The sequence below is a fragment of the Bradyrhizobium sp. Tv2a-2 genome (assembly GCF_000472425.1).
GTDB lineage: Bacteria > Pseudomonadota > Alphaproteobacteria > Rhizobiales > Xanthobacteraceae > Bradyrhizobium.
On sequence record NZ_AXAI01000021.1, the window covers coordinates 99,107 to 112,203 of the forward strand.

Genomic DNA, 13,097 nt, shown 5'->3' on the forward strand with positions numbered 1-13,097 from the left:
AGCGGCTCCAGTTCGGTGTTGAAGTCGCTCTTCATTAGTCTTGCAAGACGGTCTTGGTACTCATGTTCGCTGATCCGATCCTTGATCCGCTCTTTCCTTTTCATTCGCCAACCCCACTGCCGAACAGCTTATTGCGAAACACACTTCCAGACGACGCTGCGCATTGGCGGTCGCTTCAAAGGCTAAACGCAAGGGTTCTGGGAGGAACGGAGCGGGGAGATGCACGAACTGCGACAGCGTAGCTGTCCTGCCGCTAGGGGGTGAACCTCGATCCTTCGAACAACTAGCCAAAATGCACTCTCCGGGCCTCTGGCTAGCCGAACTACGATCCTCGATGCGTGGCTGCCCGGCGTCTCCAAGGTCCGATGGTCCGTGCGGCTCTGATTCCTAACTTTTCGCATACCAGGACGATCTTCCGAACGGCGCCTTTGACCCATCGCAGTCTCATCGTGCGCGTATTGGATGTATTGATGTAAATATACAACCTCATGAGGATGAGAATCGCAATGACTCTTACGTTGATCTCATTATTTGTCAGGCGGGCTCACCGCAGGCATCGGCTTTGTTGGCAATGGTGCAAACTGATGCGGCCCCGGCAGTGCTATTGCCAACGCTAAAAAGACAAGGATGATGATTGCTAGCACGCGCATTCCAAAATCTTAGATCACTCCACAATCTGCGCAATGTGGTAACAAGTCGAATATCGCGCAGAGGTTGCCGCTGAAGACCGCCTCATTGGCTGATGTCCTTACGGGTGGTCCAGAGTCTGGAGGCTGGTTCCCGCCGCCCGGGCTCGCCGTCTCATATGCGAAAATCTCCATCCTTAAAAACAGAAAAATCCACCTTTTGAGTGCGGCTTTGCGCCAGCCGTTTCGTCTGCCGGGCTGCTCTTGACAAGGCCTTGTTATGGGGACTGAAAGCTTGCGGGTCCACCCGGCGACCGGCGTCGCATTAGCCTAACAAAAATTTAGATGCGAGAGTTGCCTAGAAATGCTTCGCGATCTTGGGGGGCGCGCAGTCCAGGATCGACGTGTTTCGGCCATCCTCAATTTTTCTTGTAGAAGATGATCCCGATGTTCGTGCGACCATGGCGGCTATGCTTCGGGAACTCGGTCATCGTGTCGTCGCGGAGGCCGCCACTATTCCCGACGCGAGCGCCTTCGCGGTAACAGCCGAGTTCGACCTCGCTGTCCTCGACATCAACATCGGTGGCTATCGTATCGATCCAGTTGTCCACCTGGTTCAAAGGCGCTTTCGACCCATGCTCTTCGTCACCGGGAATGGTACGCGCTGGCTCCCGTCGCTCTTTCGAGGACACGCGGTGCTAGAGAAGCCGATTTCGATCGAGAAGCTGGAGGAGATGATCGATGGGATCGTCGGCCACGCTGAGTAGTGGTTATTCGGTAGAAGCCCCCGGAGGGCATCACCTCCGAGGGCCTTGGGGGCGCCTAGGGCTGGGTACCTCCGCCATGCCCTATGCGTCTCCAGAACTCCGGCTCAGGCGATAGTCTGTAGCTCTTCTTGTTCCTCTCTCGCCAAAACGCGAAGCATTTCGAGACCGATCTGGCCTTCCTGAGGCGAGGTTATGTATTTGATTTCCTCGCCGCCCCTTTGAAGAGTGTCGATCGTCGTAAGCGCCTCAAGAGCCGTCTTGGCATCGGTTCCCGAAACGCGTTCGGTGTGGCTCGTGGCGAAGACAATAGTGTACGGCATGTTCTGTTACCTCTACTTTCGATCCACCTTGTTGGCAGCTTAAGGCAGGAATAGGACATGGTTTGGGCTGTTTGATAGCACTCGGCCGGAACCAGGCTCTCGGTTCACTGTCAGCCATTGACGGTCATCTTCTGAATTTCGGAACGCGTTGCGCGCGTGCTCGTACCTCGCGGCGGCGCCGCTTTCGATCGCCGGCATCCCGCTGGTGATGGAATCACTCATAACGCGCCAAGCCGTCGATGACTCCGCTTGTTAGGTTGGCTGTCGAAGCCGACGTATTGAACCGGCGGACCACGCGGGGTTGACGAGCCGCCGCTCCCCGCACTTGGAGGACGAGGATGGGACTAGCCTGCAGATGGTAGTCGGCGTTATAGTGTCTTTCATGAGCTTGGATGCGAAAGACGTAGCACTGCTCAGGAAACTCTGGGCCGCGGGACAGAGCGCCGCACAAATCGCGCGCCGTCTGGGATGCAGCCGTAACGCGGTCTGCGGCAGGCTCACTCGTTTGGGCCTGAAGCGTGGTCGCAAGCCGCCGACAGCAAAGCCCATGATAAGGTCGGTCCCGAAGCAAAGGCCGGCGTTGGTAGCCTGCGCCCGCCCGGTGACAAAGAAGGTGTCGCGGAAGACAGGGAAGAAGCAGAAGGAATTCACCAAGCGCCAGCTTTATGCGATGCTCGCTGAAGCGCTCAGGAATACGGGGTAACGGGCTAACCGCGAGATTGCTGCGGCGCTGCCTCTGTATCCTGGTTCAGTTCGCTCGCTACGGCGAGTGCTTTGCCGCGAACTGTCCGCCTGTGGATCCGAAGCCGTCGCCCGGGGTAGCCGCGCATGCACTGGCCGGGGACACCTACACCCCGATGTCTGCGGACTTCCGCGCAACCCGTATTCGTTGCGGTGCCGGTGCCCTCGCCGCGGGTGAAACACAGGCACGCCGTTTGCCGGACTTGCATAGACGACCTCGCCGGAGCCTTGGCAATATCTTTGGCCGAGGATGGCGTGGTACGGCGCGAGGAAAGCGGAGATGAAATCCGACAGTTCGTTGTTTAACGTCAACCGCCGTACGCTGCTTTTCGATCTTGCGCTGCTGCCGGCCTTGTCCGGCCTCCCTTTTTCCGCGATGGCACAAACGCGGACGACGCAGGACGGCTCGCTGGGCTCGTGGAACGAAGGGCCGGCCAAACAAGCGATACTCGATTTCGTCCGGTCCACAACTGACCAAACGAGCCCAAAATTCGTTCCGCCAGAACAGCGCATTGCGACCTTCGACCAAGACGGCACGCTATGGGTCGAACACCCGATCTATTCGCAAGTCGTTTATTGCTTGGATCGCGTGCCAGCTCTGGCTGAGGAAGACCCCAAACTCCGAGATATTGAGCCGTTCAAGACAGTCCTCTCGGGTAATCGCGAGGCAATCACCAAGCTATCGCTGCATGACCTTGAAAAAATCCTTTTCGCCACGCTGACCGGCATGTCGGTGGACGATTTTGACGCGGAAGTGAAGAGATGGCTGGCAAGCGCGAAGGACGGGCGCTGGAAGCGGCGCTATACCGACTTGATCTACCAACCAATGCTTGAAGTCATGCAGTATCTGCGCAGCAACGGTTTCAAGACCTATATTGTAACCGGCGGCGGCCAGGACTTCGTGCGAGTTTACAGCGAATCTGTGTATGGCGTCCCGCCTGAACAGGTGGTGGGCACGGTAGGTGGCACAAGGTTCGGCTATCGGAAGGATGGCACTCCGTTCCTGACCAAAGAGCCCAAGCTACTTCTGAACGACGATAATGCCGGGAAACCGGAAGGCATCCATATGATGATCGGCCGGCGGCCGTGCGCCGCGTTTGGAAACTCGGACGGCGATCGGGAGATGCTTGAATACACCGAGGCTGGCGGCGGTGCACGGCTGATGATGTTGGTCCTGCACGACGACGCTCAGCGCGAATACGAGTACGGACCGGCGCGGGGGCTGCCCGAAACCAAGGTAGGCACGTTCAGCCAATCGCTCTATGAGGAAGCTAAGAAGAAAAACTGGACGGTAATCAGCATGAAGAACGATTGGAAGCGCATATTCAGCTTCGAGGAAAACGGTTGAGTCTGGTGCTGGCCCATGACGACTAACGCTGATGCCGGGGGAGCTTCGGCGTGCGCGCGCAACGAAATACTTGATTGAAGGCGACCGGCCGCCAGAACGATAACCGCAGCGACCTGCTTACCTCCATTCAGCCATTAGAGCTCTCGCTTCTTGCAAATCGCGGGTGTTGAACCCTCCCGTGAACCAGTCGTAGATGGGCACGAGAAGCTCAATCCGTCTCGCCGAAAATCCCTCGCTCCCGCGCCTGCCGTGATCCAACGAGATCGCCGATCAACACGAGGCCCGTCGCAAATGCCGACGCGGGCCTGAAGCGGGATATGGTCCCGGGTCAGGTGCGGCAGAATCGTTTCGCCGACGCCATTGTCCCGAAATGCCGCCTCAAAGGCCAAGACCTTGATTGCGCAGCCGATTTGACGCCACATTTCGGCTCGCCGCCGATTGGTTGCCGAATTTGCATAGTGGAGATTGGCACTAGGGACAATGCTTCGAGCCCAGCAATCCGCGCTATGGTGCGGCGCAGTGTCACGATTGTGCGATGCTCCGTTTATTGACCACAGGTTGCTACCGGGAGATTGCCGTCTTTCATATGCCGCGACCGGGCAGGTCAAGCGAAGTTCAATTCGAGAGTCGAAGCATAGTTTATGAGTCGGGGGAGACAGAGATGTCTTGGATAAGAACCCGGGAAATTAAAGATCCGGCCGCCTGCCACGACGCGTTTGTAAATTCCGATTTCGAGGCATTTCCCAAGGAAACGGGTGATTTTCTCTGCAAGCTTATCCAGATTGGGATGGATCGCGTTTGGATGGCGCGCTACAGCCTGTCCTTACCCCAGGTCGACGTCTTCAGCATAAGACCTGAACGCACAGTGATTGGCTTTCTGACTGATTCCAGTTCATCAGTTCGTTACTGCGGTGCGCAGATTCTCCCGGGTGACATCATCATCAACAGAGCCAGCGAGGCGCATCAACAGACCGACAGAGGCTTTCACGGCGGCACAATGTCTCTCCCGTCCAACGAGCTTAACGCGGCGGTCGAGGCGGTCGTCGGGTGCGATTTCGTGCAAAAGCTCGCAAAACCTATCATCCGGCCCAGCCCGGCTTTGATGTCTCGCCTGTTGAAGCTTCACAAGGCGGTCGGACAGTTGGCCCATGACAATCCCGAAATTATCGAGTTACCAGAAGTTTGCCGGGCGCTCGATGACCGACTGCTTCACCTTATGGTGCGGTGCCTCGCGGAAGGCGCTGGTGTCGAGGCCACGACCGGCGGGCGCCGCCACGATGCGATCATCGCGAAGTTCGAGGAGTATCTGGCGGCTCACCCTGATCGACCGCTCTATCTCACAGAAATATGCGCAGGTATCGGTGTCGCTGAGCGGACCCTTCGCGCTGCGTGCGACGAACATCTTGGGATGGGGCCGATACGTTATCTCACCTTGCGTCGAATGCACCTCGTGCGGCGAGCGCTTCTCGGGGCGGAGGCCAAGGAGGCAAGCGTCACGCGTATCGTCACCGACCACGGCTTCTGGGAGCTTGGACGCTTTTCCGTCGCTTACCGCACGATCTTCGGAGAGTCGCCGTCGGAGACATTGCGGCGGCCCGCGGATCGGCAGGCGGCTTATCGCAATCGCCCCTCTTCGCTTCCGGCCGACGCGATTGCCGGAGGTTTGAGCTAAACGTGAGCTTCGTCGAAGCGCCACGCCAGCGTTCGGAGCCACCGTTCGGGTCGAAAAAAAACGGCCCGAAAAGTTCACTGTCGCCTGTTGCGGCGCCGGCGGGCAATGCACGCGCCGTCAAAGGCGCCTTCAGGAGCTCACGATTTCAACCGAGCGGAGCCGTGACCGACGCCAGAAGTTCCGAAATCGCATAGTCTAAAGCTGTCACTGCCTCGATAATTCCTCCCTCGCGGTGAGACCCAACGGCTCAATGGGACGCAAGAACTGTCCGCCGGTCCGAGGACGAGGCATGGCAGAAGGCGGCACACTGACGTTTAGCAATCCCGACGCCTACGCGGCCGCCTTTGCCGACGTGCGCCTCAATCTCACGATAACGGGCGCGGGAGACTTCCGGGCTCGGCTGACATCGCTGAAATTGAATCTTCTGGGATTTTATCAATGTCGTGAAGATCTCCCGCGCATTGCCTATATGAGGCTGCCCCCTGGGCAGCTATTCCTCTCATTTCCAGCCAGCAATGCGGCCCTCACGTTCAATGGCTTCGCTTTGCGGGCCGGCGATATCATTTTGCACGCGCGCGGTGGGCGCATGCATCATCGAATTGGCGGTAGAAGCCACTGGGGTCTGATATCAGTATCGCCTGAGCAACTCGCCAGTCACAGCGCGGCATTGACCGGTGAACCGTTCACGCCACCCGACACCGATAAAATCCTCCGTCCGGCGCGCCCGGACACGGCGCGATTCCGACGACTTTTCGAGCAAGCCTGTCACCTCTCCGAGGTCGGACAAAATTTGATCGAGCGCCCGGAGGTCGCGAGGGCCCTGGGACAGGAAATGCTTCACGCCGTGATTCATTGCCTGGCCGCCGACCAGATTGACGACGCCTCCAAGACCAGACGTCAGCACGCCGCGATAATGTCTCGTTTTGAGGAAGCGCTGGACAGACATTTCGACCGAAAACTCAATTTGCCCGCACTTTGCGCCGAGATAGGTGTGGCAGAGCGAACGCTGCGGATGTGTTGCGCTGAATTTCTCGGGGTAAGCCCGATGCGATATCTGCTGCTACGGCGATTGAACAAGGCCCGTTCTGCGCTGCGGCGCGCCGATCCTTCCATCGTCAGCGTCGCCGAGGTTGCTCGAAATCACCAGTTTCTCGAACTTGGGCGTTTTTCCGTGACGTATCGCAACACGTTTGGCGAGTCGCCTTCCGCCACGCTGCAGCGCGAGCCGCGACCACAATTGGCTGGGAAAGCCATGGCTCTTTCGACCAGGTCCGGCCCGAAACCCTCCGCCTGACGCCCGACCGTCATCTGTGCAAGGCGATTGTGGCGATGCTCTCGTGGATACGGCAACCTCGGCCACGCCCCAGAGATCAACGAGGCCTGGTTTTGGCTGCCTCAAGGAAACCGCCGCAGTCTGCCGAAAGTGCATAGCGCGGCAGGCGATCTTTGGGTCAGTTCATAGGCGCGATAGAGGCTGGCCGCGCTCTTGCGATGGTGTGCAACGGCAGACAGGTGAGCCTTTATCGCCGTAAGGAGTACAGGCGATGCTGGACCACACTGGTCGGCGGCCAGAGCAAACCTTGGCGTCGGAAGCGTTTCACGGCATGGTTCACATCGCTGGCGGGACCTTTCGCATGGGGTCCGACAAGCACTATCCGGAAGAGGGGCCGGTTCATCGTGTCACCGTCGATGGCTTCTGGATCGACGCCACCCCGGTTACCAACGCCGCCTTCCGCAAGTTTGTCCAAGCGACCGGTTACGTCACTTGCGCCGAGATCCCGCCTGATGCGAATGATTATCCCGGCGCATTGCCGCACATGCTCAAGGCCGGCTCACTGGTGTTCACACCACCAAAGGACCACGTCGACCTGCGGGACTGGACGCAGTGGTGGACGTTCAAATTCGGCGCGAACTGGCGGCGACCGTATGGTCCGCGCGGCTCGATCAGCGGTCTCGACGATCATCCCGTCGTCCACATCGCTTATCGTGATGCCGAAGCGTACGCCGCCTGGGCTGGTAAAGAACTGCCGACCGAAGCGGAATGGGAGTTTGCTGCCCGCGGCGGCCTCGATGGCGCGGAGTTCGCCTGGGGTGATGAATTTACCCCCGGTGGGCGACATATGGCCAATACCTGGCAAGGACAATTTCCGCGGCAGAACCGGGCCGAGGATGGCTTCGAACGCACTTCGCCGGTGAGGGCGTTCCCGCCGAACGCCTACGGCGTCTATGACATGGTTGGCAATGTCTGGGAATGGACCGGCGATTGGTATTCGTCCAAGCATGAGGCCGATGCGCCAAAGGCCTGCTGTATCCCCGAAAACCCCCGCGGCGGCCAGGAGAGCGCGAGCTACGATCCTTGCCAGCCGAAATTCAAAATCCCACGCAAAGTTGTGAAAGGCGGCTCCCATCTTTGCGCGCCTAACTATTGCCGCCGCTATCGCCCGGCAGCTCGCCATGCCCAACCGATCGACACGTCAATGAGCCATGTCGGGTTTCGCTGCATTATTCGTAAGGGAGAAGGTCATGAGTAATAAGGATATGCAGGATCAGACAACCAGAAGATCCGACTTCGACCGCCGCAAGATCCTGCTAGGCGGAACGGCACTTGCCGCCGCTTCGGCTCTCAGTGCTGCGACGTCAATTCAGACCGCGCAGGCCCAAGCGGCGCCGTCGGGCCAGAGACCTAACATCCTTGTCATCATGGGTGACGATGTCGGATGGTTCAACGTCGGCGCCTACCACCGCGGAATGATGTCGGGCAAGACGCCAAACCTCGACAAGCTGGCGTCTGAAGGTATGATGTTCACAGACTACTACGCCGAGGCGAGCTGCACGGCAGGGCGCGCCAACTTCATCACCGGCGAGTTGCCGATCCGCACGGGATTGACAACTGTCGGTCAGGCGGGGGCCGATGTCGGCATACCCGACCAGGCGGTCACGCTCGCAACCGTGCTCAAATCACTCGGCTACGCAACCGGACAGTTCGGCAAGAACCACCTCGGCGATCTCAACAAATATCTGCCGACGGTGCACGGCTTCGATGAATTCTTTGGGTACCTATATCACCTCGACGCGATGTCTGATCCGTACTGGTACTCGTTCCCCGCCAACCAGGACTACTACAACAAGTACGGCCCGCGCAGCCTGATCCACAGCTACGCGACGGACAAGGACGACACGACCGAGATGCCGCGCTGGGGTAAGATCGGAAAGCAGCGGATTGTCGACGAGGGGCCGCTGCCGCCGTTTCCCGATATGACGAACGTGCCGAACATGCACGATCTGCCGTTCCTGAAGGCGAAGTACGACATGACCACCTTCGACGAGGTGTTGGTCAAGGAGTCCAGCAATTTCATGGATAAGGCGAAGCGAGACGGCAAGCCCTTCTTCGTCTGGCACAACACGACGCGCATGCACGTCTGGACCTTCCTGCAGAAGAAGTACAGCGCGATGCAGAACCACGACACGAACTACGGTCTCGAGGAAGCCGGCATGGCCCAGTTGGACGACAGCGTCGGCGCCCTGCTCAAGCATATCGACGACATGGGCGAAACCAACAACACCATCGTCATCTTCACAACGGACAATGGCGCCGAGGTGTTCACCTGGCCGGATGGCGGCATGACCCCGTTCAAGGCCACCAAAGGGACCAGCTACGAAGGCGGCTTCCGTGTGCCGGCCATCATCCGCTGGCCGGGTCGCATCAAGCCGGGTTCAGTAGAGAATGGGATCTTCTCGGGACTCGATTGGTTCCCGACACTCGCCGCTGCGGCAGGAAACGCGAATATCACCGACCAGCTTCTCAAGGGCGTGATGCTGGATGGCCGCACCTATAAGAATCACCTCGACGGCTACAATCAAATGGATCTTCTGACGGGCAAGGGCCCCTCCGCTCGCCACGAGATTTTCTATTTCGCCGGCCCGCATCTCGGCGCCCTTCGCTATGATGATTTCAAGTTCCAGTTCTTCCAGCAGCCCTACGGGTGGCCCGGCGAAAAAGACACGACAGACATGCCAACCATCGTCAACATCCGCCAGGACCCGTTTGAGCGGACCCCGTCAATCCGCGGTCAAAGCCTGAACGATGCCGGTGGAGGTTACATGAATGATTTCATGGGCCGCGAATTTTGGCGGTTCGTGGTTGTTCAACAGGAGGTCGCCAGATTGGCGCAGACGGCCATCGAGTATCCCCCAATGCAAGCGCCGGCGAGCTTCAATCTTGACGCCATAAAAAGGGAAGTTGAGCAAGCCATCAAAGCCCATGAAGGGCAGTAACAGTCCGAACGGATTGCCCATTCAACATCCTGCTTGGTGGCAACGGCAACGACGTTCGAGGCGTCTCGCGGCTTTCGGCTGCCACCGTCACCAAGGCTGCCGAGGCCGCAACGTCCATGTGTGGAGAGCTCCTGATGAAGATTCTACACTTAGCTATCTTCTTGCTTGTATCCGCGCTCGCTACCGTTGCTTTGGCGAAGACGCCTCACACGAACGTTGTGCCAATCCGTGATGCCGGGAGACTGCCGCCGCCGGTCGATACCGGCAGGAAGGTTTTTATTTTGAGGCAGGATTTGTTCGATCGCAATAACCCGAACAACCTGCGATCGGATTACCCGGGTCCATCTGCCCAACCTGGCCAGTTCTGACAACCAGGCGCGGATGACGGATGCGCAGCCTTACTTGACGGCATGTAACTGAAAAGGACGACCGAAGGAGATTGAGATGAAAGCAGCGCTATTATCGCTGGCGCTCCTGGGAAGCCAGGCAGCGCTAGCCTCCGATCGCGTTCCCGAGTTGAACGTCGAGGCGACATGCAAGGCGACCACGGCCACCGACAAAGCAATGGGGCTTGTCCTGGCTCAAAGCTATGAGGGATGTATGAGCGATGAAACATCCGCTCGCACGCAACTGGTTACACTTTGGCAGACAACTTCTGCTTCTGTCCGCAATGAGTGCACGGGCGAGGCCGTGGTTGGCGGTACTCAAAGCTATGTCGATCTTCTCACCTGCATACAGATGTCGGACGACGCAAACCCTCGTCCACAGCTAACTCTGAGAGGAGCGAGCAAAAACCGGAATACGCCTCACTGAGATCGGGAAAGCTCCTCCAGCGCCTGGACCGGTACGGAAACGACGTTGGGCGTTCCCCACGCGGTAGAGATTCTTATTTCGTGGGACACCCCCATCAAACTCTGGGTGAACACGTTGCTGACGACCGCAGCGACGCGGCCGTCACAATCGACCACCGGAGCGCCGGAAGCGCCGTGATCGATGACGAGGCGATTGTCGCCCTCATAGATTTCCAATAGCGCCATGCCGGTGAGCTTCCCGCCATCTCCAAATCGGACGAACCGCCCTTCGACGGGGTGCGGGCGGCCAGCCGGATAGGCGAGCGTCATGACCTGCTGTTCGGGTACGAGCGGTTCCTTGCGGATCGCGAAGCTCTGCGCGGTGGAAACAGGTTGTTGGAGTTCGAGTACGGCCAGTTTTTCCGTTGGGCCGCCAGTCAGACGCTGGATGCGTGCGCCGATGAACTGGCTACCGTCTCCGTCCGTGATTTCGAGGGGCTTCCAGTCTTCCGTCGACAGATCCATCGCTGCGGTAACGTGTTCGGCGGTTACGATCGTCGTCGACGACAAAAACCAGCCGGTGCCTCGGATGCCGCTCAGGCCGTGATGCGCGCCGCGCTCTTCCTCATCGAAATGCCGCATAATACTGACGGTCGAATGCGCAAGCTGAGCCGGATCGACGCATGTTGCGCCAACCCGAGTGCTTGCAAGAACAACGGAAAGCACAACCAGCCAAAATCCGGTGCGTCCACCCATCGCAACCCCCTTGCCCAGCTGCAACGGAACGCGAACTGGGCGACGGGGCAACAGAACTGACTGGTTTATCCGGAGGTTTTTCTTGGAACTCTCAATTTACCCGCGCTCTGTCACGCATTGGTCACATGCGCTCGCGACGGGAGAGCAGCCAGCCGCAGTGCAATCTCGGCGCCCGTGGCTCGCACCAACCTTGCTGCTCGGTCCGCCCCAGCGCCAGTAAACTTCGGCGCATGTTGCCGAAGCTGCATAGCGCATCCAGACCGCTTCGACCAACGTGCCGTCCGCAAAGCGCCCGACCGCTCGCCCGAATGATCCTGCATGGGTCGCTAAGGCAAAGGCGGTCGGTGGGTGGAGGTGGGCGAAGGCTGCGGCCCCCAGCTTCGGCAGCTGACATCGAGGAAAGCAACCATGAGACTGCACAGAGCAATCTGGGGCACTCTTGCCGCGTTGTGTACCGCTACAACGATGGCAAGTGTTCCTGCTGCCGCCGAGCAGGGACAAAAGCCCAACATCCTCTTCATCATGGGCGACGATATTGGATGGATGCAGCCAAGCATCTATCATCGTGGCCTGATGGTCGGCGAGACACCGAACATCGATCGCATCGGCAATGAAGGTGCGATCTTCATGGACTACGTCGCAATGCAGAGCTGCACCTCCGGCCGCAATGCCTTCTTCACAGGCATGTATCCGCTGCGCACCGGCATGATCCCGCCGCAGCTGCCCGGCAGCCCGTCCTACCTGCGGCCCGGCACCCCGGCACTCGCCCAGTTCCTGCTCGATCTAGGCTACACCACTGGTGAGTTCGGCAAGAATCATCTCGGCGATCATACCGAGGCGCTGCCGACCGCGCATGGCTTCCAGGAATACTGGGGCTATCTCTACCACCTTGATGCCATGCAGCAGGTGAGCTTCCCCGACATCAACAAGACGCCACTGCAACAGACGGTTGCACCGCCCTGCAAGAATACCCCGATCCCCGGAATCCCGGAAGTACCTGGTGCAGTTGATCCAAAGACCACGATGTGTCTCACGCCACCGCGCGACATCCTTTCGTGCAAGTCGCCGGACGGCACGAGCAAGAACCAGATGTGCAGTGACGAAGGCGCGCTGACCCTGGAACGTTCGAAGACGGTGGACGAGGAAATCTCGGAAAAGGTCATCAGCTTCCTCGACCGCAACGACCCAAAGAAGACCAATAAACCCTTCTTCGTCTGGTACAACCCGGCGCGCATGCATATCGTGACCGTGTTGCCGCCGAAGTACGAGGCTATGGTAGGCGAGCGCGGCGGCAAGGACTGGGGAGTCAACGAAGCCGGCATGAAGCAGCTGGACGATAATATCGGCCTTGTTCTTAAGAAGATCGACGATATGGGCCAGGCCGACAATACCATCGTCGTGTTCACCACCGACAACGGCGCCGAGGCGATCTCCTTCCCGGACGGCGGCGTCACCCCGTTCAAGGGCCAGAAAGGCGAGGCCTGGGAAGGTGGCTACCGCGCACCGATGGTCATCAAGGAGCTATGGCTGATTCTGGGTGACGCGGCCTGATCAGGCGGCGTGGCTTTCAGTGGTCGGAATGACCTCGATGCCGTCAGTAAACTTTACACCGGCGATGACCTTCGGCAACTGATTTGTTCCTTTCAGTCGGCGCCATGTCTTCGATGCGGCGTCGATCAACTTGAACACCATCAGCTTCGCGGTTTTCGGCGAGAGCGATCCTTTCGTTCGCACCGTCCGGTGCCGCACCGTGGAGAACACGCTCTCGATCGGATTCGAGGTGCGCAGATGAGCCCAATGC

Annotated in this window: 11 protein-coding genes and 2 pseudogenes; 10 read left to right on the forward strand and 3 right to left on the reverse strand. The window is 58.9% G+C overall.

Features of this window, described 5'->3' with window-relative positions; translation table 11 throughout:
* Positions 1-1,030 precede the first annotated feature (1,030 nt).
* Positions 1,031-1,393, forward strand: coding sequence for a response regulator (locus A3AI_RS43900; protein WP_036050466.1), 363 nt, complete (start codon positions 1,031-1,033; stop codon positions 1,391-1,393).
* Between the two features lie 104 nt (positions 1,394-1,497).
* On the opposite strand, the gene A3AI_RS0133160 is transcribed toward A3AI_RS43900, so the two are convergent.
* Positions 1,498-1,713: a hypothetical protein gene (locus tag A3AI_RS0133160; RefSeq protein ID WP_024519678.1), complete on the reverse strand. Its 216-nt coding sequence runs from the start codon at positions 1,711-1,713 to the stop codon at positions 1,498-1,500.
* 382 nt (positions 1,714-2,095) lie between these two features.
* Here A3AI_RS0133160 and A3AI_RS0133165 point away from each other — a divergent pair, with 382 nt between their 5' ends.
* The 8 genes from A3AI_RS0133165 (at position 2,096) to A3AI_RS0133195 (ending at position 10,562) form a co-directional block, all read left to right on the forward strand.
* A complete protein-coding gene (locus A3AI_RS0133165) occupies positions 2,096-2,416 on the forward strand; it encodes a GcrA family cell cycle regulator (protein WP_024519679.1) in 321 nt (106 codons plus the stop codon).
* Positions 2,417-2,734: 318 nt separating this feature from the next.
* Positions 2,735-3,802, forward strand: coding sequence for an HAD family hydrolase (locus tag A3AI_RS0133170; protein ID WP_036050402.1), 1,068 nt, complete (start codon positions 2,735-2,737; stop codon positions 3,800-3,802).
* Positions 3,803-4,463: 661 nt separating this feature from the next.
* Complete coding sequence (locus A3AI_RS45545) at positions 4,464-5,474, forward strand: helix-turn-helix domain-containing protein (RefSeq protein ID WP_051382585.1); 1,011 nt, start codon at positions 4,464-4,466, stop codon at positions 5,472-5,474.
* A 289-nt stretch (positions 5,475-5,763) separates the two neighbouring features.
* Complete coding sequence (locus A3AI_RS45550) at positions 5,764-6,768, forward strand: helix-turn-helix transcriptional regulator (protein ID WP_024519682.1); 1,005 nt, start codon at positions 5,764-5,766, stop codon at positions 6,766-6,768.
* 250 nt (positions 6,769-7,018) lie between these two features.
* Entirely contained in the window at positions 7,019-8,005 is a 987-nt protein-coding gene (locus A3AI_RS0133185; protein ID WP_024519683.1) for a formylglycine-generating enzyme family protein, read from the forward strand.
* Positions 8,006-8,012: 7 nt separating this feature from the next.
* Positions 8,013-9,749, forward strand: coding sequence for an arylsulfatase (locus tag A3AI_RS0133190; protein WP_024519684.1), 1,737 nt, complete (start codon positions 8,013-8,015; stop codon positions 9,747-9,749).
* A 134-nt stretch (positions 9,750-9,883) separates the two neighbouring features.
* Complete coding sequence (locus A3AI_RS43915; protein WP_036050405.1) at positions 9,884-10,117, forward strand: hypothetical protein; 234 nt, start codon at positions 9,884-9,886, stop codon at positions 10,115-10,117.
* A 76-nt stretch (positions 10,118-10,193) separates the two neighbouring features.
* Complete coding sequence (locus tag A3AI_RS0133195) at positions 10,194-10,562, forward strand: hypothetical protein (protein ID WP_024519685.1); 369 nt, start codon at positions 10,194-10,196, stop codon at positions 10,560-10,562.
* On the opposite strand, the gene A3AI_RS0133200 is transcribed toward A3AI_RS0133195, so the two are convergent.
* Positions 10,556-11,296, reverse strand: coding sequence for a S1 family peptidase (locus A3AI_RS0133200; protein ID WP_036050408.1), 741 nt, complete (start codon positions 11,294-11,296; stop codon positions 10,556-10,558). The genes A3AI_RS0133195 and A3AI_RS0133200 overlap by 7 nt on opposite strands.
* 465 nt (positions 11,297-11,761) lie before the next feature.
* On the opposite strand from A3AI_RS0133200, the pseudogene A3AI_RS43920 reads away from it, so the two are divergent.
* Positions 11,762-12,814 (forward strand): annotated as a pseudogene (locus tag A3AI_RS43920) (sulfatase-like hydrolase/transferase); the annotation flags it as partial.
* A 33-nt stretch (positions 12,815-12,847) separates the two neighbouring features.
* Here A3AI_RS43920 and A3AI_RS43925 read toward each other — a convergent pair.
* Positions 12,848-13,097: pseudogene (locus tag A3AI_RS43925) on the reverse strand (IS256 family transposase); the annotation flags it as partial.